We start from the raw sequence: 25,580 nt of genomic DNA, 5'->3' as shown, positions 1-25,580 counted from the left end.
ATGCAAAAGTACAAACACTATAAAGATAGCGGCATTGACTGGATTGGAAATGTCCCTGAGCATTGGGAAATAGTTAAACTTAAACATATTTTTAGAGAGAAGCCTAAAACATTAAATTCCACTTTATCGGCTGGGTCAATAAGTTTTGGTAAAGTTATTTATAAAAATGACGAAAAAATTCTTGAATCAACGAAAGCTTCATATCAAGAAGTATTAGAAGGTGATTTCTTAATTAATCCTTTAAATTTAAATTATGATTTAATTAGTCTAAGGATTGCTCTCTCTGCAATAAATGTTGTTGTAAGTTCAGGGTATATCGTTTTGCAAGATGTTAAAGGAATAAATAAAGAATTTTACAGATGGTTTTTACATCAATATGATGTTTCATATATGAAATTATTAGGTTCTGGTGTTAGACAAACTATTAACTTTAATCATATAGCTAATAGTTTATTAGCATTTCCCCCAATCCAAGAACAAGAAGCCATTGCCAGTTTCTTAGATGAAAAAATAGCTAAAATTGAAGCCTTAGTGCAAACCAAAGAGCAACAAATAGAAAAGCTGAAAGAACTGCGCCAAGCCAAAATACATCAAGCTGTTACCAAAGGTTTTGATACTAGTGCTCCAACAAAAGATTCTGGTGTAGAATGGATTGGTGAAATTCCTGAGCATTGGGAAATAGTTAAACTTAAACATATTTTTAGAGAGAAGCCTAAAACATTAAATTCCACTTTATCGGCTGGGTCAATAAGTTTTGGTAAAGTTATTTATAAAAATGACGAAAAAATTCTTGAATCAACGAAAGCTTCATATCAAGAAGTATTAGAAGGCGATTTCTTAATTAATCCTTTAAATTTAAATTATGATTTAATTAGTCTAAGAATTGCTCTCTCTGCAATAAATGTTGTTGTAAGTTCAGGGTATATCGTTTTGCAAGATGTTAAAGGAATAAATAAAGAATTTTACAGATGGTTTTTACATCAATATGATGTTTCATATATGAAATTATTAGGTTCTGGTGTTAGACAAACTATTAACTTTAATCATATAGCTAATAGTTTATTAGCATTTCCCCCAATTCAAGAACAAGAACAAATTGTTGCTTATTTGGACGAAGTAATATCTAAAATAGACCAAGCCATTGTGCAAAAGCAAGAGCAAATAACCAAACTAAAAGAATACAAACAAAGCTTAATTAACGATGTAGTTACAGGTAAAGTAAAGGTTTTTTAGATTAACAAAGTATATTAACCAGAGATTAGTTTTAGAATGAGACAAAAAGTACAAGATGCTATTAATAAACGACTAGAAAGCTTTACAGACATAAAGTCACTTTTAAGCCTTTACAAAACAGAACTAGACACAAATAAGGGCTATAATGGTAGACAATTGTTGGAGATGTTTCAAAATTGTGAAGATGAAGGAGCACATACAGTTGTGATAAATCTTGATACTGAAAATTGCTATTTAGAAATAAGCAATATCGGAGGAAATCCATTTTCTTTAGAGGGTTATGACTCATTATTATATCCAGGATTGTCATCCAAGGTTTCTTCTGGCTATATTGGTAATAAAGGATTGGGGTTTCGCTCTATTGTAAACTGGGCAAAAGGAATTAATATAATCAGTAATGGTTTTGTAGTTGCATTTAAAGAATCTAATAAGAAGGAAGTACTTTTAGAAACCTTAAAATACTCTGAAGATGATTTAAATACAATTAGAGAAAAACGTAGACTAAAGTCTAGTATATATCCAATCCCATTGTTGAATTGTGGAATTATAGAAGACCTCAAGACAACTCATAATTATACAACAACGGTATCAATAAATTATGATGAAAATTATGAAAAAGATATTAAGCTTCAATTAGAAGATATAAGTGTAATGACATTATTGTTTTTAAAAAACATCAATAAAGTTGTCATTATAATAGATGGTTTTGAAAAAGTTATAGAAGTTTCGAGAAGTATAGCGCATGATGTAGGTGTAGTTTATCATGGAAATCAAGCAAATTACATAATAGAAGATGAGGGAGTTATTGATGAGGAAATATTAGGTAAATATGAAGGCTTAGATGCTAAGCACTATTCTGTTAAAATAGCTTTTACAAAGGACTTATCTTTATGTGATAAAGTACTTTATAATTTTTTTAAAACCCAAATTCCTTTTGAACTTCCATTTGTAGCACATGCAAGTTTAGAACTTGACCAAAACAGAAACCATAGTACGGAATCACCAATTAATGATTTCGTTTTTAAAAAATTATTTAAACTTCATTGTCGATTAATAGAAATTTTAAAGAAAGAAGATAAAAAGTCTTGGTTACCTTATAGAACTATTGCAACAGAAACTTATCATGTTTTTAATGATTATGAAGAAATAGTTAATAATGAGTTCGAAAATTTAGAGGTTTATCCAACATTCTCTCTTAACTATAATAATAAACAAAACGTATTTAAATTAAATAATGTAATAACATCTTTTATTGATGAAAATAAACTTACGGATAGTAATTTAAACTCTATTGTAATTCCATGTGATGAGGATCTTAAAGCTCTTGATTATATATCAGAGATAAATGATAAAGCTAGTGTTTTAGAAAAAACAGGAAGTTTAATTAGCTCTTACAGTGTTAGGGCACAATATATTGTATTATTGATTGTTCATTATTCTGGTTTACAGTTAAGTGTATTACTTGATAATAATGGAGTTTTAATTGATAAAAAAGATTTTGTTTATACTTCTAAAACAAATGATAATATAAACTTGAAAGTTCCTAAATACTCTAGTATTAAGTTTATTAAAAGTGAATTATTTGCCGCACTGGTCATTGCATTAGACCTTAATGAGGAAAATAATAAATCAAGAGCATTAGCCGATAAATTATCTAAATTGTCGAATGCACATTCTTTTGAACCACAGGTGGTTGTGAAGAAGATAATTAGCGAAACAAACAACCTTTTAGAAAATGGAGGGAATTCTAATGAGATTATTAAAGAGTTCTACATAGTCTTATTTCATAACTATTCCCTAAGAGATGAAAATCCGAAGTTAGAATATGATTCAATCATTCCTTGTTTGAATGTAAAAGGAGAAATTGTAGATATTAAAAAACTTGTTCTTTCAGATGAATTTGAGGATAGAAAGAGATTTTTATCCATATTTGAAGAATTATATAAAGATGAGGATATAATTACTTCTATTAGTGATTTGGGCTTAACTGGTGATAAAGAGCATATTCAGTCCTTTTTAGTTTGGTTAGGGATAAATAAAAACTTTGTAATTTATCTTACTAATAATAATGTCTCTTCTGCATATAAATCGTATCTACTTTCTAAATGTGAATTGATCAGTCCTTCATTTGAAATATACGATATAAAGTTATTTGAGAGGTTTCTGTCAAATGATAAGTTAACAATTAGTAAGCTATTACAATTTTTAAGTTTGGATGAAACAATTAAAGAAATTTTTAACGGGTTTCAAAATACTAAATCTCATGAAGAGCGCTTAAGTTATTTTTATCGTACTACTAAAATTGTTTATTCATTTCAGAACTACATATTCTTTCAAATTAATCAAAAATTCAATATTTCAGATTACTTAATCACTACAAAACGTGATGAAGAATGGTTTAACCCTTTTAAAGTAGATTATGAGTATCTACTTGAGTCTAGCGGTTTAGAAAGAAGAGAAATAGAAAGGATTTTGAAGTTTTTTGGTGCAAAGGATAATTTTAATGACCTTTCTATAGGTCATTTAAGATCAAAAACAATTGAATTATCTGAGAAAAATAATCATAAGGGAGCTCAAGTATTTTATAAAAATCTTGTAGGACATTATAAGCAAAATCAACAACAAATAAATGATATAAAACTTTATGCAAAAAAAGGAAATACAATTGTAGTTGAAGAAAGTAGAAGGATATACTATAGTGATAGAATACAGTTACCAGAAAATTTAACCAATGAGTTTCCCATTTTATATTATCCAGCTAGATCGGGGGGGATGACGGCAATTGAATTATTTAGCCTAGTAGATTTGAATGATTTAGATTTGAAAATCATAGACACCAAAGATAACGTAGAGGCTTCGAGCTTATTTGAGGCTTTTATAAAGGAAATAAAACCTTTTATTTTAGCACATAGATTAGACAAAATATCGAGTTCAAAAGTCAAAGAAAATCAAGCCCTATTGCTTAACAAACTTTCCATTAAAATATGTTCATATTTGAGTTGTAGCTTAAATAATAATCCTTTTTATATTGAAGACTTTAATTATGTAATAGCAGATGATATTTTTTATTTCAAAATTCCTAATAATATTAAAATAGACGAGTTAAAATCCAAGAAAATATTTGCGGATAATTTATCTGATCTGTTTTTGAAATTATTTGATACTCAGGAAGAAAAAAGGATTTTTGAAAGTGTAATTAGACAGTCTAAAGAAGATAATTTATATGATTTAAATAATATAGCTGACGGATTATACGAAGAAGCACTAATTCTACTTGGTGAAATTAGTTCTCGTTTATCAATTTGGAAATCTATTTCTAAAGTTTTGGATATTGACTTTAGTGATACAAATGAAAATAGTCTAGATGTTTGGATTCGTACTCAATTCCCTAATCTTGATACATTTGAGCTTTTCAACTCAGCTCAAAATATTGAAGAATTAAGTAAAATTCGAAATGTCTTCGAAGTGTTAGGAGTTAATCTAAAAACATATAACAACATTAGTGATACGCCGATTTCTTTTAATAATTTATTTCTTAAAGAATTAAATAGTTATTGGGCTACAAAGAAAAAAGAAGTTAAAAATCAATTGTGGCATCAATTAAAAAATAAAAATAGAGATCATCAGTCTATATTTTTGAATCAGCTCAAGGATATCGAAACTTTGGATATCACCCTAGATTATGAAATTAAAGAAAATACTTTAGATTATAATAAATATATAGTTGATAAACTATATGTTTTATTACCTGACTATAAATTTGATTTAACCTCTGAAAGTAAATTAGATTATGATTCTATACAGTTGAATACTGATGCTAATTTTAATTTTGATGAATTACAGTTATTAAAATCAAATTTATCGATTGAAAGCCTCAAATATTTTGATGGAAATATAGATTTCATACGAAAATGGTTAGAAAGTCATAAAAATGATACGCTTTTAATAAAAGAAAACACAAAGAAAGAATTTACTATACTTAATAGCACTGAACCAGAATGTATAAATGACTTCTCAGTTATTATAAATAGTTCTATTCTTTCTCAAGAAACTAAATTTGATTCTGGACCTTGGTTAGGTAAAACCTCTAGTGAACTTTCAAATAGTGGAAAAAAAGAGCTAGGAAATGATGTTGAGAAAATTGTTGTTAACTATCTTAATAAGGCGTTGAATACAAAAGATGTAGATCACGTTTCAAAAACCAACGAAGGGTTACATTATGATATAAAGTACTTTGACACTGATCTGAATATTGTAAAATATGTAGAATGTAAATATTTTAATGGGTATAACTTCCTACTATCTAGAGAGGAAAAACAGTTTGCTGATGCTAATATTGAACAATATGAGATTTGGTTAGTTGATAAAGATTTGAAAATATATCCAATAAGGGATATAAGAGAACTAGGAGATTTATCACCTGCAAATTATAAAGTTAAAATTAAGATAGATATCAATGACAACACAATATAACGAACAAGCTTTAGAATCATTAATCGAAAAATCGTTAACTGGCTATAGATTAGAAGAACTTAAGGAAGAAAAAGTTTCTATCGATGCATTGCAAGAAAATCAAGCACAATATTTGAAGGGCACTGGTTATTATATGGGATTTCCTTCAGATTTTGATAAAAAGTACGCATTGGATACCTTTCGTTTTTGGGACTTTCTTGAAAATACACAACCGAAAGAATTAGAAAAAATTAAAATTTATAGTGATTGGAAATTAAAAATATTAGAACGCTTTGACCGTAAAGTCAAGAAAGAGGGTATTTTAAAATTACTTAAGAAAGGTTTAGAAGTTGATAATGCGCACTTCACTTTGTTCTATGAAGCTCCAAGTGCAAGTAGCGCGCAATCTATAAAAGAAAACTTTGAAAAAAATCAATTTTCAGTTACGCGCCAATTAAGATATTCTTCTATAAATCCAGGCGAAGAAATTGATATGGTTCTTTTTGTTAATGGAATCTCATTGGCCACAATGGAATTAAAAAACCCGTGGACATATCAAACAGCTGCGGTTCATGGTATTGAACAATACAAAAAGTCACGCGATAATAATCAAGCATTATTACAGTTTGGGCGTTGTTTGGTACATTTTGCAGTTGATACGGATGAAGTTTATATGACCACTAAATTAGATGGCGTGAATACTTTCTTTTTGCCATTGAACAAAGGAGATAATTTTGGAAAAGGAAATCCAATCAATCTAAATGGGCACAGAACAGCATATTTATGGGAAGAAATTTTTTCTAAAAATTCTTGGTCAAGTATCATTCAACATTTTATGTTGTTAGAAGGAAAGGAGAAAGATCAACTTTCTAAAAAGTTTTATATTTTTCCTCGATATCATCAGTTAGAAGTCGTTAAAAATTTAATTACTGATGTTAAAGAAAATGGAGTTGGTAAAACTTATTTAATTCAACATTCGGCAGGTTCTGGAAAATCGAATTCGATTACCTGGGCAGCTTTTCAATTAATAGAAATTGAAGATGAGAATCAAAATCCAATGTTTGATTCAGTAATTGTGGTAACCGATCGCAGAATCCTAGATAGACAATTAAGAGATAATATCAAAAGTTTTTCTGATATAAAAAACATCATTGGTGCGGCTAATTCTTCTAAAGATTTGAAACTTTCATTAGAATCGGGTAAACGTATCATTATTACAACTATACAAAAATTCCCACATATAGTTAAAGATATTGATGAAATGGGAGACAAACGCTTCGCAATTATTATTGATGAAGCACATAGTAGTCAAGGCGGAACAGCTGCAGACAAAATGAATCAGGTTTTGGGTAAATTAGAAACCAATGAGGAAGGAGAGGTCGATGCTCAAGATTTAATTATTAGTTCAATGCAAGCTCGTAAAATGCGTAATAATGCATCTTATTTTGCTTTTACTGCTACGCCTAAGAATACCACTTTAGAACGTTTTGGAACTCGTCAGGAAGATGGTTCATTTAAACCGTTTCATTTATACACAATGAAACAAGCTATTGAAGAAAAGTTTATTTTAGATGTATTAGCAAATTATACTACGTATCGTAGTTACTATCAACTTCAAAAATCAATTGAAGATAATCCAGAGTTTAATACTAAAAAAGCTCAAAAAAAACTGAAAGCGTTTGTAGAACGTGATAAACGTACAATTAAAGCTAAAGCAGAAATTATGCTTGACCATTTCATGGAACAAGTGGTTAATAAAAAACTACTTAAAGGGAAAGCAAAAGGAATGGTAGTAACACAAAGTATTGAATCTGCTATTCGTTATTATGATGAATTAAAACAGCTTTTAAAAGAACGAGATACCCCGTTTAAAATAATCATTGCTTTTTCTGGTGAAAAAACAATTGATGGTAATGAACTTACTGAAGCAAAATTAAATGGTTTTGCTGAAACAGAAACTAAAGATCAATTTAATACAGATGAATATCGTTTATTGGTTGTAGCTAATAAATATTTAACTGGATTTGATCAGCCAAAACTAACTACAATGTATGTAGATAAAAAGCTACAAGGAGTTTTGTGTGTTCAGGCTTTATCTCGTTTAAATCGTGCTGCTGATAAATTAAATAAACGTACAGAGAGTTTATTTGTTCTTGATTTCTTTAATGATAGTAACGATATTAAAGCATCTTTTGATCCGTTTTATACTGCTACAAGTCTTAGCACTGCTACTGATGTAAACGTATTACATGATTTAAAAGATGCCTTAGATGATTCTGGAATATATGAATGGAGTGAGGTTGAAGAATTTAATACGCTGTTCTTTAAAGGCGTAATTGCAGATGATTTAAGTCCTATTTTAGGAAAGGTTGAAGATCGCTTTAATAAATCATTAGAATTAGATGAAAACACAAAGGCTGATTTAAAAATTAAAGCAAAGCATTTTGTAAAAGTTTACGGACAATTAGCCGCTATCATCTCATTTGATAATATGAATTGGGAAAAACTTTATTGGTTTTTAAAGTTTTTAATTCCTAAAATGATTGTCAAAAAAACTGAAGCAGATTTATTAGATGAAATATTAAATAGTGTTGATTTATCTACTTACGGGATTGAACGTGTACGATTAAATGAAACTTTAATTCTAGATAAAGAAGAATCTCAACTTGATCCAGCAAATAGTAACCCACGTGGAGCACATTCAGATGACGAAAATGATTTATTAGAAACCATCATTAGTGATTTTAATACACGTTGGTTTGCCGATTGGGATGCAACAAATGAGGATAAGAGACAGTTTTTTCAAACTTTTATTGAGAAGATTCAGCAACACCCAGATTATGAATCAAAATATTTAAATAATCAAGACACCTACACACGTGAATTAGCTTATGATAAAATTATGGAGCAAGTAGCACTCTCTATGAGAAAATTACAATTAGATTTTGCTAAACAATGGACAGATAGTTTTTTTAAACAAGATTTTAAATCGGGTACACAGAGATATTTAAGGTAAAAAATAATAAAATGATTTCAAATATAAATTATAAAAAAGATGCTGAGAAAAATGACTCATCAGCAAGTCTAATTAAATATGTTTCTGTAGATGTATATAATAGAATTGGTTTTGTACATAACAAAAAAGATAGTAATTTTTCAAGAATGGGAGAAGTTACTTTAACCGAAAATTTGATATACGAATTACATAAATTTGAAGATGAAACTAAATTAAAATTTTTTAAAATTTTCGAAAGTGAAGACGAAAAAACAAACGGCGCTGATTTAATTTTAGATTTCCCTATAGGAGATCAATATATTAGTATCCCTATTCAAGCAAAAAAACTAACAGTTTATAAAAATAATAAAGAGGATGGAAGCTACAAATGTTTTGTACATAATAATAAAAATGGTTTACAAAGTGAATTACTCAAGGAATATTCTAAAAATTTAGGAAGTAATCTACCTCTTTATTTATTATACAATTATACTTCAAATAGTCCAAATTTAAAAAAATCTAATGATGCGGAAGAGTTATTTGGGTGCTCTGTTATGAATATTAATACGTTTACTAACAATCAGAAAACGGTTAAATTTTCTGATTTACACACTGAAACAGCAATACCTTTTTATAAATTATTTGATTTTTTTGATAGAATTAGAAAAAAAGGAAATAGTGGACCAGATGGACCAGATGGATCAGATGGTCCAAAAACTCCTATGGTTGAAAATTTTGAAATACTTAAAGAATTCTATAAATTGTTTGGTATTTCTTTAGAAAAAAAAGATCTAGAAGAAATAAAGCTTAATGACATCGCTCAAATATTTACAAAAGAAAATAAATCTTATATAATTAATAATGGTTCCAAAGATGAAACAATTTTTAATCCAAGATATCGTATTGTTTTACTTTCTGAACCTCAATCACCAAAAAAGGATAATAATGGATATGTAAATACAGGCGCTCCTGGTAAAAATTTAGGAGATTATGAGTACACAGATTTAACAAAAAAAGATAAGGAAATCGATCAAATTGAATCTAAAACTGAAGACGCAATAAATTATGCTTTCTAATTTTTTCAGAAATAGAATAGCCGAAAAGTTTTAATTACCTACACTATTAAGGTTTTATATATCAAAAAGGTATAAATACGAGATGATTATTTGTAAAACATAAGTGTAAAGAATTTAAGTTAACACAAGAAGAATTAGTGTAAAATACTGGTGTAGGTGTAGGTTTATGTTTTGTATGAAACTTAGAATAAGATAAGAAAACACTCCATTTAGACAAAGCAAACAATGTTTAGCTTTCTTTGATCAAGAAGTTGGATATTTCTGTAGGCTTCCCTATTTTGTAGGCTTCCCTAAAAATCGGACAGTTGTTAATTCGAAATTATTAACTTTAAACAAAACTGTCAATTATGAAAATAAGTAATTTTAGTGAGAACCAAATCATTAAAGCTCTCAAAAAAAAATGAACAAGGAAGATCAGTAAGTGAAATCTCTCGACAATTAGGTATCGATAAGAGTACGTTTTACTATTGGAGAAAGAAGTATGGTGGAATGGAAAAACAAGAGTTGAAGCGTTTAAAAGAACTTGAAGAAGAAAATCGCAAGCTCAAACAGATGTTGGATATTTCGGTTCGATTTGTGCCAGTGATTTCGGAGTGGATATTCCACTCTATACTGCACCATTAATTCCATCAAAGTATACCATTAATTCCGACAAATAGCACTCCAATGATCTAGCGATGGAACTTAAGTATTTTGATTAGTTTGTATCATAAGCATCTGTAATAGATGGTTTTATGCTACTTTTAAATATAATTTTTAAATTGTCTGTAATGTTAGGGTTTTTAAATACTTGAGAGCTTATTTCTTGACATTGATATAATTTTTCAATTACTTCTATCTCTGAAAAAGTAAAATATTTCTCTAAATATTTGCTTTTATTTATATTTAATTCAATACTTAGTTCTTCGTCATATCGTACATTGTCTTTTACTAATAAATTAGTGAATTTTTCAATTGTTCCAATTATTTCATTTTTTAACAATTCATTCTCTGTTTCTTTATACAGTGTTTCTCCATATAAGAATAAATCAAATAATGTGGGGTAAATATTAGGGGATAACTGTCCTTCTCTTTCAGATTCTATTTTAGTTAATTTAAAAAGCTTTTCAATTGCATGTAAAGTGGTTAGTTTTGAATCTTTAATAGTTTCTTTTAATTCTATTAATCCATTATTGCTGTTGGATAAATTGTTTTCAATTTTTTCTAAACTTAGCTCAAATGACTTATATGATAAAAGGCTACCTAACCCTAATATTAAGGTTACTGAAGTAAGTATAATTACTGTGTTATTGCTAAATTAATTTAGTATTAAATCATCTTTGGATTGAGTTTTTTCAGTCACACTTTCCTCTGTATATAATTGTAGCTGAAGCGCTTTTATTTCGTTGTGTATATAGAGGCTATAGGTTATGGATAGTAAACAGAAAATAATAGTGGCGTATACTATAGTTAGTAGTTTTTTCATAGAGGTTTAATGGCTTTCGTGATAGATTCTATTTTTTTTGATGCTTAGAAAAGGCTTCAATGATTTAACAATGGATTTTAGTGAGTATTTTGATTAATTGTCTTTAGTTAGAATACTTTTTATATTATCGAAATATTTTTTATAGTGTGCAGGTAGTTGCTCTGTATTTGGGTATGTTTTTTTTAATAGTTGTATTTGTGTATGTGTAAGGAAGTTTTTAACTACTTTAAATTCGGATTCAATAAGTTTGAATTCATATTTTAAAGTATTAAAGTAATTTTGATTTTGACTGATATTTAGTCTTTGGTTAATTTTTCCCCAATTCTCAATATGGTCTATAATGTTGGTTATTGTGTAAATTAATTCATAAAGGACATTTGATTGTAGATGTTCTTCTTCTCTTGTTTTATGTGTAAGGAGTATGATTCTACCTTGCTTTTCTTGTATTTTTGTTAAATAGTACTCTTCTTGACTATTTATTAATTCATTTTTAATTGTTTCAGTAGTGGCAATTTGTTGAGAAAGAGTATTTTTTAATGATTTATTTTCTTCAATTTGTTCTTTTAATTTATTATGATATTCTTTAGAATTTTGCATCACTCTTTTAATCTCTAGTTTGTTCTTGTTCATTTCATCATCAACTCGTTTAAATGAAAAAACAGCTCCTAGAGCAATTAAAACAGTAAAAAACGCAATTATAATTGTAGTTGAAATATTAAAACTTGATAAGACTAGATCATCTTTAAAATGTGATTCAAAAATTAAGCTATTGATTTGTCTTAAATCTTTTTCGCTATTGGTAATATATAGTTGGTCTAGTGTCTTGTTTAAATTATTTAATCTGGAATATAGTGTATATGATATTACAAATAAGATTCCTATCAATGAGCTTAAAACATATATTAGGATTTGATTATGCTTTTTCATTACTATATTTCTTTTAATTTATCAGAAGTTATTTGAAATGTTTTTAAAATAATGTTCGAAGAATTCCGATGATTTGACAATGGAACTTTGGTGAGTTTTTTTGATTAATTAAGATATCGAGTAAGTGCTTGTTTTGCTTTTATTTACCACAAGTTCTCGCATATTTATTTTATTAACAAAGCTTCTTGATATATTCATAACTGTATCTTGATAATTGTCATATTTATTTTTATTGTTTGCGTAAAAGTAAGGTTTGATTGAGATACAATTTTTATGTTCAAATAAAGTACTAAGTAAGACTCGATCAGACACCCCACATGATAATCCTAAAATTATAATCTGATATTTATTTTCATCAAGTAAAGATAGGAGGGTTCTGTAGTTGTCATTATTTAAATACCAATAAGATTTAATGTTTTTTAAAAAATTATTATTCTTCTTTAACAGCTTATCGAATTCGTCATCTCTTTCATCACCATAACCAAATATAATAGGATTTTTAGAGTTTGATACTTCTCCGTGAATATTAACTACGATATTTTTACTATTATTTGGGTCTGAATAGAGAGAATGAGTATTTGTATAATTAAAATTTAAAAAAATTGTTTTGTTTAATTCTAACTCATCGAACTCCTTACTCTCTTCTCTATTCTTGTTTATTCTCTTTGATATATCAGCTGTTTTTATTAAAATTTCGTTCAGCTGAGTTTGTATTTTATTTAGGTCTTGTTTTTTAGAATAATCATTTGAATTGTAATGTTCTGTTAGTATTTGTGCTTCACGTTTTAAGTTTTCTATAAGTTGAGAATTGCTTTGATCTTCAACTATAAGATTTATTTCTTTTTGCATAAAATCTATTTGTTTTGCAACAAACTCAGTGTTAAAAGAAATTGTAATATCATCCGTTTTGATGATATCTTTTATTATACTTTCTATTAAAACCTTTTTTTCTGGTTTTTCATTCTTTTCAATTACTTCATTTTTTAGATACAATTCAAACTCTTTTTTTATAAAATCAAACTCCTCATTTAGTTTAGACACTTGTTCGTTATTTTGTTGTATCAATTCTTTGAAATAAAGCTCTTCTATATCTATCCAGCTTGACAGATGAAGTAATGCAATTTTTCCGAAAAAAGAATTTTTGAAATAAAAATTAGACTCTGGAAACATATTTTTTATTGATTTAAAAGTATCCTTTGGAGATCTTTTGGTATCATTTTTAAAATATGTCATGATTCTTTTTTTTCTCTGACCTGTAATATTTGTTATAAGTATTAAAGAACTTTCTAGTGTTGTTTTTTTATTTTGTTGTGAAACGTTGTTTGCTTCATAATAAAATTCTTCTTTTAGTTGTTCTAATTCTTTATTTATTAAGTGGTTACAAAAATCTCCATATGTGGTTTTTAAACCATGAGCTAAATCAAAACCATTTCCAATTAAAACTATTCTATTAATTTTCATTACTGTATTTCTTTTAATTTATCAACTGTCCATTTAAACGTCTCCTAAACTATTTTCTTAGCCTTTTTCTTTATTTCAAAATCTATGTATTTTTACTTCTTTGCAAGATTTTAGTTCTATCATGATTAGTAAGGTGTTTTAATTATCTTCTCCCATCTCTCATTACTTTGACAACGTTAAATAACTTGTCAATGTGGGATAAATTTAACACATTATTTTCAAACAGCCGATTTAATGAGTGAATGGTGATATTTCCTGAGTTAACGTCGTGGCCAGCAGGAGGAGAAATCAGAGCAAGAAGAAAAGAAGAAGGTAGAGCAGGAGCAGTTTAATTGGTTGGGGGGAATAATCTCCTTTATTAAACTTTCATTGATAGTTTTATTGTTTCTTAAAAGCGGAAATTAGTCTAGTATCCAAAAGTTAGAAAACAAAAACTGTACAAAAATCACTCACAAAAAAAGCAACCGCCTGATAATTAGATGGATATTTTTTGTTTCTGTGGAATCGCCGAGAATCTAACTCGGGTGCAAACAAGCAATCAGAGAGCTTTCTACACGCTTAGTTTCAACTTGAATTTTCGATCAGCAGCTTAGTTTGAAACAACCACTGCTAACTTAGCCTCTAAGATTTTGGAAGATGTCCGAGACACTAACCCGATTGCGCGGATTTGAACCTTAAATCCGCGCAATCGTAGTTATAAAAAATTTACTACATCCGCAACACTCAATCCTCACAACCCCTTATAAACAAAGGAATATAAGACACTTTTTCAAGTCAAACAACCCAAACCCACATAAAAACGCCTTTCCAGGCGTTTTCTACTTTTTAAACCAGAAATAGCCATTCCTAGCGAGTTATCTAGAAAAACTTCAAAACACCCCTTAAAAATGGCCAAAAATAGGGTATGCTTACTCCGATAGAATCTCTAATTTTACCACTGAGTTTAAAAAAAAGAAGATGGAAAAGAAAGAAACCTGGATCGAAGGAAATATCCTTTTTTACATTGATCGACAAGCGATGGAGGAAATAGCCTTGGATAAGCTAAAATATACCTATGTTCAAATTTTGGGCGAGGTACCTTTTCTCTTTCTATTTGCTGATCATCAGCACTATATCTCTACGGAGTTAAACGGGTTTGAATCCATGTATGAAGCGTTGTCCAAGCAGTTTCACTTGGATGATGCAACCTTTTTTGCTGTGTGTCAAACGAATATAGAAGGCCATAAAGCTAAAATTTGGACCAAAGCAATCCAGCAAAATTATCAAATCTTAGATCCCTATTTAGACGATGGTGATTTCGGCTATGAAGTATATACAGAACCGAAACAAAAAGTGTCTTGGGACATCACCTATGAGCAGTTGGAAGCCTCGGGATTGGTAGAAGCCTATTATACCGATTACAGTTCTAAATATTTGCGATTTAAATATGCTGTTCGCGTAGAAGGCATTTTGATTCATCAATTGGAAATCTATGCCGATCAGGTACGGGCCAATCTCCCGGTGGAAGAATACTTTGTAGACTTATACGATGAAACCAATACCGACCAAAGCTATAAACAATTGCGTGAACTCTGGATTGATGATTCCATTGATATAGACCAATATGGATATGAGAGAGAGGATCAATGCCATGTGCAATTGATGCTGGCGGAAGGAATAAGCGCTTCCATTTGTTATACCTATGATACGGAATATGGGTATGATGATGGCAGTACTTCTCTTCATTTTTACAACAAAAGAGAATACGATTCTTTCTTGGAAAATAAGGCCTATGAAGAAATTATGGTGCTAGCTGAATTTCTCCCTTTTCCGGATTGCCTAGATTTACAAATTGGATATAAGGAAAGGGAAGAGGTAAAACATATTCCGGTACAAGTAAAAGAGGTTTGGGGCGATACCAGTGGTATTTGGCTTGATCAGGTGAATCATAAAATTGGATTTGTTGGACGAGATACCGCCTTGATTTTAGACCTGGACCAGATTGACTATTTTACTTTCCAGAATGTTCTTCCCGCAAAAGGAGCAGGGTATGCGGATTGTATCATTCATTTTAAACAGGGAGATTACCGCTCTATTTTTATGGCAGATACGTATTTCTTTGATTCATTTGCAAAGCCGTTGGAACAACTAACCCAAAAAAGAGTCTCGATACCAGAAGCTTACTATAACTGTTAGCCTAATCTAGACTACTGGATCATAACAAAATAGGTCCTAAAAAGTATATTTTAGAGCCTATAGGAGGTGGTTTGTGTTTTTGCTTTTTTGCTTTTTTGTTTCTTTGCTTTTTTGTGGTTCCCCGTTTATATATCAATTCTCTTTGAAAGCACAATCTTCGGTTTGACGTGGAATAAAGCAAAAAGGCAGTGTACAAAACAACAAAAAAGCCCTTTCATCTTTTTGTTTCTTTGCTTTTTTGTGGTTGATCGTTTATATATCAATTCTCTTTGAAAGAAGAATCTTCGATTTGACGCAAAATACAGCAAAAAAGCAGTACACAAAAAAACAAAAAAGCTCCTTAAAAAAAAGCCCTTTTATTTTTTGTACATTCGTCTTTTATCTCTATGGGTATGTTCACACGTTGTATCTAAAATAGGAGGTAAGCCTGAGTATGAAGAAATGACTAGGCAGGGAGCAGATACGGAAATAATCTTCGCTAAGTATCGTGCTGGTTCCGTTGGAACAACTTATCTAAAACAGATTGGCGATAAGACAAAGTTTATTGATCCAACAGATAGTAACGAGAATGGAAGCAATCAGCAAGAAACAAATGTATATGGTAATCCTGGCGAGTATGTTCCGACTGTAAGTGTAGTTGAAGCTTTTGGAGATGATACACCGTTTTAAATAAAAAAAGCATCCTTAATGAATTAAGAATGCTTTTTTAAATAAATTAAAGATTCCATTTAGGTCTATAATTCTCAGGATATGCCCAATCAGGAAATTTATTGTATTCACAGATATAATCTTGAATCATTTTTTCTAAATCAGCAGGTTTTACAGAACCAATCCAAGATTCAGGACCGCATACCAATACATCATATGTTCCAGGAAAAACGTATATAACCCCTGTTCCTATTCGGCATGTTGGTGTAACATCATACAAATAAAAACAGAGTTGCAAATTGGGATCTCTTGGGTAAGTTTGATCCTGAGCAAAAACTCCAATTGATAGCATAAAAGCTAATGCTAAAAGTAATTTTTTCATAATAAATAATTTAAAATTGGTTATCGTAATTTAATTTTTTTTAAAATATTAAAAAAATATAATTCAAATATTAACTAAGATTACAGTTTTACTGTAAAAACAAAACTTCCCACTTGAATTTGTAAGTGGTTTATTGGAATGGAAGGAATAAGCGCTTCCATTTGTTATACCTATGATACGGAATATGGGTATGATGATGGCAGTACTTCTCTTCATTTTTACAACAAAAGAGAATACGATTCTTTCTTGGAAAATAAGGCCTATGAAGAAATTATGGTGCTAGCTGAATTTCTCCCTTTTCCGGATTGCCTAGATTTACAAATTGGATATAAGGAAAGGGAAGAGGTAAAACATATTCCGGTACAAGTAAAAGAGGTTTGGGGCGATACCAGTGGTATTTGGCTTGATCAGGTGAATCATAAAATTGGATTTGTTGGACGAGATACCGCCTTGATTTTAGACCTGGACCAGCTTGACTATTTTACTTTCCAGAATGTTCTTCCTGCAAAAGGAGCAGGGTATGCGGATTGTATCGTTCATTTTAAACAGGGGGATTACCGCACTATTTTTATGGCAGATACGCATTTCTTTGATTCATTTGCAAAGCCGTTGGAACAACTAACCCAAAAAAGAGTCTCGATACCAGAAGCTTACTATAACTGTTAGCCTAATCTAGACTACGGGATCATAACAAAATAGGTCCTAAAAAGTATATTTTAGAGCCTATAGGAGGTGGTTTGTGTTTTTGTGTTTTTGCTTTTTTGTTTCTTTGCTTTTTTGTTTCTTTGCTTTTTTGTGGTTCCCCGTTTATATATCAATTCTCTTTGAAAGCACAATCTTCGGTTTGACGTGGAATAAAGCAAAAAGGCAGTGTACAAAACAACAAAAAAGCCCTTTCATCTTTTTGTTTCTTTGCTTTTTTGTGGTTGATCGTTTATATATCAATTCTCTTTGAAAGCACAATCTTCAGTTTCACGCGGAATAAAGCAAAAATGCACTGTACGAAAAAGCAAAAAAGCTCCTTAATGTTTTTGTTTTTTTGCTTTTTTGTTTCTTTGCTTTTTTGTGGTTCCCCGTTTATATCCTTAATTCTCTTTGAAACAAGGATCTTCGGTTTCATGCGAAATAAAGCAAAATTTTTTTGTGGTTTTGTGTTTTTGATTCTATGCTTTTTTGTGGTTGATCGTTTATATATCAATTCTCTTTGAAAAGAAGAATCTTCAATTTGACGCAAAATACAGCAAAAAAGCAGTACACAAAAAAACAAAAAAACTTCTTAAAAAAAAGCCCTTTTATTTTTAGTACATTCGTCTTTTATCTCTATGGGTATGTTCACAGGTTGTATCCAAAATAGGAGGTAAGTCAACGACTAAAATGGCATAGAATGAAAAGAATATTGACTTCAATTTTGGCCTTATTTCCTTTTTTAGGGAAGGGACAAACCAATTCTACTTTACAAGGCAGTCAGCTTGATTCCTTATTTGATAAAGTAATCCTAAAAGATTCGGGCTATCCTGTAAAAAAGGTAGATATCTTTCCCCTTAGCGAGATTAAACAAAAGCAAACAGGAACTAAATTAGTGTATAGTCCCACCCAAAAGCTGTGGGATGATAATTTAAGGGTAATTCTAGACAACGACCACTATACTGCGCAAGAAAAGATAGCCTTTATAAAAGAAGCATTGAATGATGAGAGTCGAGATGCATTCGAATCCATCAATAGAAGGTCTATTCGCTTTTGGAGCGCGTCTAAAGAGGCAGAAGATCTAATTGAGGGCTATTTCAAGCAAAAGAATTTTGAAGCATCAGAAGATCCTGATGTACGGTTTACGCATTTTGAGTTTAGAACGAAATCCTTACTCCCGGATGCGTATGACTTAATTGTTCAATACTTTAATGAACGGGATACATTAGAACAAAAGTATCCAGACGAAGGCGATTTAGTATATCGACTGATTCAGCTCAACAAAGAAGAGGAAGCCATTACCTATTTAACTCTTTTGGTTGATGATTACTTAGCAAAAAAGATAAAACGGTTGAATTTAGGAAGTCAAAATCCGCCCCTCTATGATGGGTATGTTTTTGAATTTTTATGCTTTTCTGAAAATAAAGAAATAGCCCAAAAAGCAACCCATCTTCTTTTTTATCTCTTAGAGCGAAGCAATTTAGAATCGTATAATCTATATCCGTTGACTTCCTATTTGGATCAAGAGCGCCATCTTAGGATGCTAGAGAAGCGATTTGATTACTATAGGACCTTTGATTTTTCACCCATTGATTTAAATCAACTAGAAGAGGGGGAGGATATCAGGTATTCTAAACGGGTTCCTGAAGCTTATTTTTATTTTAGCTTTATGGGGAACGATGCCTTGAAACTTGGGGAAAGGAAAGGGAGAGAAATCTGGACTACTTTTGTAGAAACAATGCCGTACTGGATTAGTATAAAAAACAATTTTGAAACCCAGCAATTGGCAATGCTCCAATGTGCTTTTAAAGATGCTACGTTAACGGTAGAAGAGAAAAAAAACTTCCTCATACAAGCGGAAAAAACAAAACAATTCTTCAATCAACGTGATTATTACGGAGAAAGAAATACTCGTTTTTTACAATTGGTATTGGCTGCTTATCCCGATAGGAAAATTCCACGGGAAGATTTTGACCGCATGCAGCTGAATCAGGTTCTTCCATATTCTTTTCCTTTAGCCATTCCCGATCATATGCTTGAAAGTAACCCAAATAGAACGGGAGCAGATGAACAAAACAAAGACCAAGTAGTGGTTGATTTGAATCATTTTGCTAAAAAAATGAATTGGAACCCAATTGAAGTAACAGATAGAGCAGGATATTATCTATCGTTAGAGTCTGTAGAAAGTATTATTTTGGATTTCTTTAGGAAAAACAAGCGTCTTGTTTGGTTTGATGCAGAAGGTTTTACGGGGGATTACGTTGCCTTTTTTGAAGAGAACTTTTTACCTGTATTGGAATCGTCTAATCTAACAGATATACAAATTAGTCAACAATCAAAGCAAGTAGAAGAGGATGATTACCAGTATGAGATTTACATTAAAAATAGCGTAAATACCTATTTATTTGATTATACTGAACATGGAACGGATTGGTATCAACCACAACGCTTAGTTAAAATGCTAAACCTAAGCCTGATGGACTCTAAGTCCTCTTTGCGCTTTGTACAAGTTGATTCTGGTGATCAAACGGTTATCTATTTACTGGCAACGCCTAGTGAAATCAAACCTTTATTAGATGCCTATGGGCTGCATTCTTTTGCTATAAGCTATGATGATGATTTCAATCATGCAAAGACCACAGCTGCTCATTTAGACTAGTTCTTCTTTTATGTAGTTGTTTTTTCGCACTTTTGTTTCTTTGCTTTTTTGTGGTTACCCGTTTATATATCAATTCTCTTTGAAACAAGAATCTTCGGTTTTATACGAAATTGAACAAAAAGGCACTTTGCGAAAAAGCAAAAATACATTTTTAGAAAAAACAAAAAAACTTTACAGATTATATTAAAAAAATAAGTCTACTACAACTCCTAATATAAAGACAAACGGAACGGCATATACTTCTCAAAGCTGAACGCTTAGGGGGTCTTATTTTAGATGCAATGCTGTTGATTTATTTTGGTACTAATCAGCAATATACATTTTTACAATTGCATCCAGAGATTCTTGTTGAAAGGGCTTTCCTTACTATATTTTTTATCTTTGTTTTATTATTAAAAAAAATTTGCAACACATGATGAAAAAGAAAATCCTAGTATGTCTCGTTTTAGCACAAGGCCTGCTACTTTGTGCACAAGAAAATGAATATCAGAAAAAAGCCCAAGAAATCGTAATCAATCCCATTAAAGCGTATGCCTCTAATGAATTAATTCCCTATTACGCTTCAAAAGATCAAAAATGGGGGTATATGGATCGAAATTCGAAAAAAAAGCTAACAAAACCTTTTACTAGTGAACCCCTTTTCTTTCATCCGAATTTTGAACTTTCCATCTTTCAAAGAGAGTTAACGGATTTAGATTCTTATGGAACAATCAAAGGAAGTACGTTTGATTATGATAGTAGTGATTTTGGTAAAATTAGATTTATGGAACCAGAAGTAGGTTGGATTGATCGATCGAAAACGGATGATAGCCATTTGCTAAAGGAGAGCATCGTTGGTTTTGATGTTGATAACCATGGCAAACTAAGCGCAATTGGTCCTGCTTATTTTGATTCGGAGCTAAAAAAGAAAACCATTATAGAACTTATTGTATTTCAAAACCAATATAGAGCTATTGTCAACCATCATCAAAATGACACAAGAACCTATTCCATCATAAACCAAGAAGGGGAAACCATCAAAGGGTTTGAACATATCACAGTATATCCAGAAACAGTTATACGGTATACTGCACAAAAGGATGTGTGGATGTATGTAAAAGAAGGGGATAAAATTAAGATAAAAGGCCTGTTTTCTGGAGAAGAGAAAGGCGTATTTGATGAAGAATTTCACAATGGATCTTATAAAAATTATTCCGGTTTAGGTTATACTATAGCCAGAGTGAATGGTCAAGATGGGGTTCTGGATTTACTAACGATGGAATGGAAAATAAAACCTTCAAAAGCAAATAAATTTAAAGCCTTGTTTTATAGCACCTTAAAAGAGTTAGAGGGTAATCCTGAACAAACTCCTATCTCAACGGAAGTAGTAGCATACAATAGAAAACATAGTTATATCTATATTTTAAATGATAAAAACACTTTTTATGATTTAGAAATGAACGAATACAAACCTAAGAACAGCAAATAACCCTATTTGATTTAGACTAAAAAACCAAGTATACCTTTGTACTTGGTTTTTTAATTCTTTGTTTTTGATTGTATAAGGGAACCACAGAGCAAAAGAAATATTCCTAAAGGAAAACCAATAGAACAGACAAACAAAACTTGATTTTCATTGAAAATAGAAGTAGCCCGATAGTTAGATTACACCCGATAATTTGGCTGAACTAACTGAACTGAAATAAGTTAAGTTGGTGTTATTGAATAGATTTTTAGATTTAACGAAGTATTTAGTAGGAATACTTGAAGATAGATTTCCTTTAATTAAGGAAGGTGGGGGCATCGATGCAGTACATAGTTTTAAAGACAAAAAGGGAATTATTATCTTTGATGTGTCTATGTGTCTGGATGGAGTAATGGAACAGGACATCTTACACTTTGGGACGGAGCTAATGTAGGAGTTGATTTAAGGCATAATGATCCTAATTCTGATCGATATTATTTTAGTATGAATTACGCACAAGGAGGAAAAACGATTAAGACTACAAAAATAAGATTATGGGAAATCAGTTAAAAATAGCAGCAATAGTTTTTTTGTGTTCTTTCAATTTGTTTGCTCAAAAAAAAACAAATTTTAAGGAAGCTCAGGGGTATTTGTTATATTATTGTATTACAAGAGAATACAACAGTATAGAGAGTAATGAAAACGCTCCCTATAATAAAGATTATTCAGGTAGTTATTATATACAAATGACGAATTTGCCTTTACAGGTAATAGATAGTTTAAATACGTATTATAAAAATAAAATAATAGAATATCGAGGAATTCCACAAGAAGGAAGTCATGATTCCCTTGCTACTATGACCTGCTGGAGTTGTATACAGCTTGTTGAGGCGAAAGAAACAAGAAAATATATAAAAAAATGGATAAGAATGAAGTGAATTTTACTAAAATACAGCTATTCTTTGTTAGCTTCGGATTTTAAGAGTATATCCAACTTCTAATTTTTTTTCCTATATTATTTTTAATATGATTCTTAACTTTAAATGCATCAATATCTTTTGAGATAAATATTTCATTACCTATACTGGCATATTTTCATTTACCCGCTTTTTCTGAAAAGGAAATATTTATGTACTAGATTTCCATCAACAAATTTTAGTTTTATAATATCCTAGATAAAAGAGAAGGCAAGTTTCCTCGTGAAATATCTGATCAAAAACACAACGTTTTATCAAGAAAATTTGTAAAAAAGCAAATCTTAACGAAAGGGTAGAGGGGGCAAAAAGTTGAAATTACCAAGAATATTTGGCAAAATAAAAAGGGATCTTTAAAAAATGGATAATGACGCTCATACCAAGCAGAATTTTAGGTTATAGTTTGCTTTTAATTCTATTTAACAAATCAAAAACTTTGCTTGCTATCTCTAAATCGACAATTGTTGTTATTCCGCTATTTCTCTCAAGTTCAGGAAAAGCGGGGTCGATTAGACAGTTATTATTAAATTTACATTTAAAACTTATTATTGCCATTTCAGGACAAATATCTGCGCATCCAGGTTGTTCAGGTAGGTATTCAATAGTGATATCAACGTCTTTTAAATTACCTGCTATTCTACCTGCAGAAGCTGAGCCTGAATCAAAATAAAAATCTCCATTGCTTTTTATTGGTTGATTCAATAATGAATAAACCTCTTTTATTTCTGCATTTAATATTTCTTCTTTAGTTCTATGTTCTAAGAAAACATTATTAGATTCTGTAGAAGTATTTGTTGATTGTTCTTTAGAATTGCAAGAAAAAAAGAGCGATGATAGTAATATAGTAAAAAGTATGCTTTTCATAATAATTTATGGATTAAAGTTCTTTTATAAATTAGAATTATCTTCTAATATAGTAAAACCATTCATATTTTAAGGATGATTTTCTTTTTTACAAAAAAGTATACAAAAGAATATTTAAAAAAACAATGTCTACAAATAGCACCATAAAAAAAACAACCACCTGATAATCAGGTGGTTGTTTTTTATTTCTGTGGAGTCGCCGAGAATCGAACTCGGGTCCAAACAAGCAATCAGAGAGCTTTCTACACGCTTAGTTTCAACTTAAATTTTCGATCAGCAGCTTGGTTTGAAACAACCACTGCTAACTTAGCCTCTGTGATTTCGGAAGATGTCCGAGACACTAACCTTCCTAGGTTTATTTTACGGTTCCCCTCAACAAAGCGCCACAAACCAAGGCTCTTAAGGAGAATCTAGCTCTTCCACCTGGTGGAAACTAAGGCAATCCTACTGTAATTCGGATTAAGCAGCTAAAGCGTAATTATTTTCGCCGTTTAAAAAGTTCGTTGTCTGATATTTACGAGCTAAACAACCACGCTCGACGTGCTTACTGACTAATTCCACTCGCTGTCAAAACCGATCGACCCCTTGTAGTCTTAGCTTTTAAGAGATTGCAAAATTACAATTTTAAAATAAACAATACAACCTTTAACGCTGAAAAAAGTTGAGTTTTTTGGAATAACAGAGAAATACAGCTATATTTGCAAGAACCACTCCCAAAAAACGAAACAACTAATTTATTATATACATTATGAAAATTGGCATTATTAAGGAACTAAAAAGTCCTCCTGATAGACGTGTTGTGTTTACACCTGAAATTCTAGCAAAGGCCTTACAAACGTATGATACCCTAGAAGCAGTCGTAGAACCTTCACCCATCAGAATCTTTTCGGACCAAGCGTATGCTGACCTAAACCTTACACTTAGTGATGATTTATCCGATTGTGATGTTTTAGTCGGTGTAAAAGAGGTTCCTGTAGAGGCTTTAATCCCCAACAAAACTTATTTTTTCTTCTCTCATACGATCAAAGAACAAGAATACAATAGAAATATTTTACAAACTTGTTTAGCAAAAAACATTCGCCTTATTGATCATGAAACACTTGTAAACCAAAACAACAAGCGATTGATCGGTTTTGGACGTTATGCAGGTATTGTCGGTGCCTATAACACCATGCGTGCTTTTGGTTTAAAATACGAGCTATTTACCCTGAAAAAAGCAGAAAACATGCTTCATACGGAGGATTTGATCGCTCAACTGAGAAAGCAATATTTTCCTCCTATTAAAATTGCAGTAACAGGAAATGGAAAGGTAAGTCACGGTATTATGGAAATTTTGGAGGGAATGAAAGCCAAAAAAGTTTCGATCGAGCATTTCTTGACACAGAAATACGATGTACCTGTTTATACCCAACTTGAAGTGATGGATTACTATAAACGCAAGGATGGAGTAGAGGCGACTAAAGCTGATTTTTATGCTAATCCAGAACAGTACGAAAGTAACTTTGAACGCTTTACTAAGGTAACAGACGTACTAATTACGGGGCATTTCTTCAAACATGGATCACCAAAGATCTTAACGCAAGACATGTTAAATGCAATTGACAACAAAATTCAAGTTGTAGGAGATGTTTCTTGTGATGTAGACCATGGTCCAATTGACTGTACCTTAAGAGCTTCGACAATTTCAGACCCTTTGTATGGGTATCATCCAGGTAAAAATATAGAGGTAGAATTTGATCATCCTGCTGCTATTACCGTGATGGCGATTGACAATTTACCTTGTGAATTACCTAAAGATGCAAGTGAAGGTTTTGGAACCGTGTTCTTAGATGATATTCTTCCCGCTTTCTTCAATGAGGATAAAGATCAAATCTTAGCGCGCGCAACCATTACTCAAAATGGTCGTTTAACAGAGCGCTTTAGTTACCTACAAAATTACGTAGACGGCAAATAAACAAAATATATATTTTGGCATACTTTGAACTTTAGATTGTTAAGAGTATGCCAAAATCAAATATTATTTGAAAAATTCCTAAAAAAATAGTTTTACTCCGTATATTTGTTGCGAAATTTACAATCTCAAAATTGGATCAATTAAGGATTGTATAGCAATTCCCGCTAGATGCTTTAGAATTGTTATA

General features: G+C 30.7%; 17 protein-coding genes and 1 other RNA gene. 12 read left to right on the top strand and 6 right to left on the bottom strand.

Features of this window, described 5'->3' with window-relative positions:
* The 5 genes from FBR08_RS14775 to FBR08_RS14755 all read left to right on the top strand — a co-directional run bounded on the left by FBR08_RS14775 (position 1) and on the right by FBR08_RS14755 (position 10,380).
* A complete protein-coding gene (locus FBR08_RS14775; protein WP_158963464.1) occupies positions 1-1,233 on the top strand; it encodes a restriction endonuclease subunit S in 1,233 nt (410 codons plus the stop codon).
* Positions 1,234-1,269: 36 nt separating this feature from the next.
* Complete coding sequence (locus FBR08_RS14770) at positions 1,270-5,706, top strand: protein NO VEIN domain-containing protein (protein WP_158963462.1); 4,437 nt, start codon at positions 1,270-1,272, stop codon at positions 5,704-5,706.
* Positions 5,690-8,701 carry a type I restriction endonuclease subunit R gene (locus tag FBR08_RS14765; protein WP_158963460.1) on the top strand — a complete coding sequence of 1,004 codons (3,012 nt, stop codon included), beginning with the start codon at positions 5,690-5,692 and terminating at the stop codon, positions 8,699-8,701. The genes FBR08_RS14770 and FBR08_RS14765 overlap by 17 nt, the downstream gene beginning before the upstream one ends.
* Positions 8,702-8,712: 11 nt before the next feature.
* Entirely contained in the window at positions 8,713-9,756 is a 1,044-nt protein-coding gene (locus tag FBR08_RS14760) for a DUF6615 family protein (RefSeq protein ID WP_158963458.1), read from the top strand.
* Positions 9,757-10,122: 366 nt separating this feature from the next.
* On the top strand, positions 10,123-10,380 hold the full coding sequence (locus tag FBR08_RS14755) for a transposase (RefSeq protein ID WP_158963456.1): 258 nt from the start codon (positions 10,123-10,125) through the stop codon (positions 10,378-10,380).
* Positions 10,381-10,453: 73 nt separating this feature from the next.
* Here the strand turns inward: FBR08_RS14755 and FBR08_RS14750 are convergent, their stop codons facing one another.
* From FBR08_RS14750 to FBR08_RS14740, 3 genes are all read right to left on the bottom strand, one after another.
* A complete protein-coding gene (locus tag FBR08_RS14750; protein WP_158963454.1) occupies positions 10,454-10,738 on the bottom strand; it encodes a hypothetical protein in 285 nt (94 codons plus the stop codon).
* A 576-nt stretch (positions 10,739-11,314) separates the two neighbouring features.
* Entirely contained in the window at positions 11,315-12,148 is an 834-nt protein-coding gene (locus tag FBR08_RS14745; protein WP_158963452.1) for a hypothetical protein, read from the bottom strand.
* 108 nt (positions 12,149-12,256) lie between these two features.
* Positions 12,257-13,609, bottom strand: a complete 1,353-nt coding sequence (locus FBR08_RS14740; protein ID WP_158963450.1) for an AbiH family protein — start codon at positions 13,607-13,609, stop codon at positions 12,257-12,259.
* 957 nt (positions 13,610-14,566) lie between these two features.
* Here FBR08_RS14740 and FBR08_RS14735 point away from each other — a divergent pair.
* Both FBR08_RS14735 and FBR08_RS14730 read left to right on the top strand, forming a co-directional pair.
* Positions 14,567-15,784, top strand: coding sequence for a hypothetical protein (locus FBR08_RS14735; protein WP_158963448.1), 1,218 nt, complete (start codon positions 14,567-14,569; stop codon positions 15,782-15,784).
* A 441-nt stretch (positions 15,785-16,225) separates the two neighbouring features.
* Complete coding sequence (locus tag FBR08_RS14730; RefSeq protein WP_158963446.1) at positions 16,226-16,453, top strand: hypothetical protein; 228 nt, start codon at positions 16,226-16,228, stop codon at positions 16,451-16,453.
* A gap of 46 nt (positions 16,454-16,499) precedes the next feature.
* Here FBR08_RS14730 and FBR08_RS14725 read toward each other — a convergent pair whose 3' ends face one another.
* Positions 16,500-16,814 (bottom strand): hypothetical protein, encoded by a 315-nt coding sequence (locus FBR08_RS14725; protein WP_158963444.1) that lies wholly within the window; start codon positions 16,812-16,814, stop codon positions 16,500-16,502.
* 138 nt (positions 16,815-16,952) lie between these two features.
* Between FBR08_RS14725 and FBR08_RS14720 the strand changes: the two genes are divergently transcribed.
* The 4 genes from FBR08_RS14720 to FBR08_RS14705 all read left to right on the top strand — a co-directional run bounded on the left by FBR08_RS14720 (position 16,953) and on the right by FBR08_RS14705 (position 22,539).
* Positions 16,953-17,480: a hypothetical protein gene (locus FBR08_RS14720; protein WP_233266125.1), complete on the top strand. Its 528-nt coding sequence runs from the start codon at positions 16,953-16,955 to the stop codon at positions 17,478-17,480.
* Between the two features lie 718 nt (positions 17,481-18,198).
* Positions 18,199-20,157, top strand: coding sequence for a hypothetical protein (locus FBR08_RS14715; protein WP_158963442.1), 1,959 nt, complete (start codon positions 18,199-18,201; stop codon positions 20,155-20,157).
* A 412-nt stretch (positions 20,158-20,569) separates the two neighbouring features.
* Positions 20,570-21,625: a hypothetical protein gene (locus tag FBR08_RS14710; protein WP_158963440.1), complete on the top strand. Its 1,056-nt coding sequence runs from the start codon at positions 20,570-20,572 to the stop codon at positions 21,623-21,625.
* A gap of 530 nt (positions 21,626-22,155) precedes the next feature.
* Positions 22,156-22,539, top strand: coding sequence for a hypothetical protein (locus tag FBR08_RS14705; protein ID WP_158963438.1), 384 nt, complete (start codon positions 22,156-22,158; stop codon positions 22,537-22,539).
* 432 nt (positions 22,540-22,971) lie between these two features.
* On the opposite strand, the gene FBR08_RS14700 is transcribed toward FBR08_RS14705, so the two are convergent.
* Together FBR08_RS14700 and ssrA are read right to left on the bottom strand one after the other, a co-directional pair.
* Positions 22,972-23,439 carry a hypothetical protein gene (locus FBR08_RS14700; RefSeq protein ID WP_158963436.1) on the bottom strand — a complete coding sequence of 156 codons (468 nt, stop codon included), beginning with the start codon at positions 23,437-23,439 and terminating at the stop codon, positions 22,972-22,974.
* A gap of 188 nt (positions 23,440-23,627) precedes the next feature.
* Positions 23,628-24,024, bottom strand: a transfer-messenger RNA (tmRNA) gene (gene ssrA, locus FBR08_RS14695).
* A gap of 163 nt (positions 24,025-24,187) precedes the next feature.
* On the opposite strand from ssrA, the gene FBR08_RS14690 reads away from it, so the two are divergent.
* Complete coding sequence (locus tag FBR08_RS14690; RefSeq protein WP_158963434.1) at positions 24,188-25,393, top strand: NAD(P)-dependent oxidoreductase; 1,206 nt, start codon at positions 24,188-24,190, stop codon at positions 25,391-25,393.
* The last annotated feature ends 187 nt before the right edge of the window (positions 25,394-25,580 follow it).

It is taken from the genome of Myroides fluvii (genome assembly GCF_009792295.1).
Lineage (GTDB): Bacteria > Bacteroidota > Bacteroidia > Flavobacteriales > Flavobacteriaceae > Flavobacterium > Flavobacterium fluvii_A.
This window is presented reverse-complemented; position numbering and strand designations above follow the sequence as displayed.

Coding starts and splice junctions, on each gene's coding strand:
- FBR08_RS14775 (WP_158963464.1), top strand. CDS start 1: ATGCAAAAGTACAAACACTATAAAGATAGCGGCATTGACTGGATTGGA.
- FBR08_RS14770 (WP_158963462.1), top strand. CDS start 1,270: ATGAGACAAAAAGTACAAGATGCTATTAATAAACGACTAGAAAGCTTT.
- FBR08_RS14765 (WP_158963460.1), top strand. CDS start 5,690: ATGACAACACAATATAACGAACAAGCTTTAGAATCATTAATCGAAAAA.
- FBR08_RS14760 (WP_158963458.1), top strand. CDS start 8,713: ATGATTTCAAATATAAATTATAAAAAAGATGCTGAGAAAAATGACTCA.
- FBR08_RS14745 (WP_158963452.1), bottom strand. CDS start 12,148: ATGAAAAAGCATAATCAAATCCTAATATATGTTTTAAGCTCATTGATA.
- FBR08_RS14740 (WP_158963450.1), bottom strand. CDS start 13,609: ATGAAAATTAATAGAATAGTTTTAATTGGAAATGGTTTTGATTTAGCT.
- FBR08_RS14735 (WP_158963448.1), top strand. CDS start 14,567: ATGGAAAAGAAAGAAACCTGGATCGAAGGAAATATCCTTTTTTACATT.
- FBR08_RS14730 (WP_158963446.1), top strand. CDS start 16,226: ATGACTAGGCAGGGAGCAGATACGGAAATAATCTTCGCTAAGTATCGT.
- FBR08_RS14725 (WP_158963444.1), bottom strand. CDS start 16,814: ATGAAAAAATTACTTTTAGCATTAGCTTTTATGCTATCAATTGGAGTT.
- FBR08_RS14720 (WP_233266125.1), top strand. CDS start 16,953: ATGGAAGGAATAAGCGCTTCCATTTGTTATACCTATGATACGGAATAT.
- FBR08_RS14715 (WP_158963442.1), top strand. CDS start 18,199: ATGAAAAGAATATTGACTTCAATTTTGGCCTTATTTCCTTTTTTAGGG.
- FBR08_RS14710 (WP_158963440.1), top strand. CDS start 20,570: ATGATGAAAAAGAAAATCCTAGTATGTCTCGTTTTAGCACAAGGCCTG.
- FBR08_RS14705 (WP_158963438.1), top strand. CDS start 22,156: ATGGGAAATCAGTTAAAAATAGCAGCAATAGTTTTTTTGTGTTCTTTC.
- FBR08_RS14700 (WP_158963436.1), bottom strand. CDS start 23,439: ATGAAAAGCATACTTTTTACTATATTACTATCATCGCTCTTTTTTTCT.
- FBR08_RS14690 (WP_158963434.1), top strand. CDS start 24,188: ATGAAAATTGGCATTATTAAGGAACTAAAAAGTCCTCCTGATAGACGT.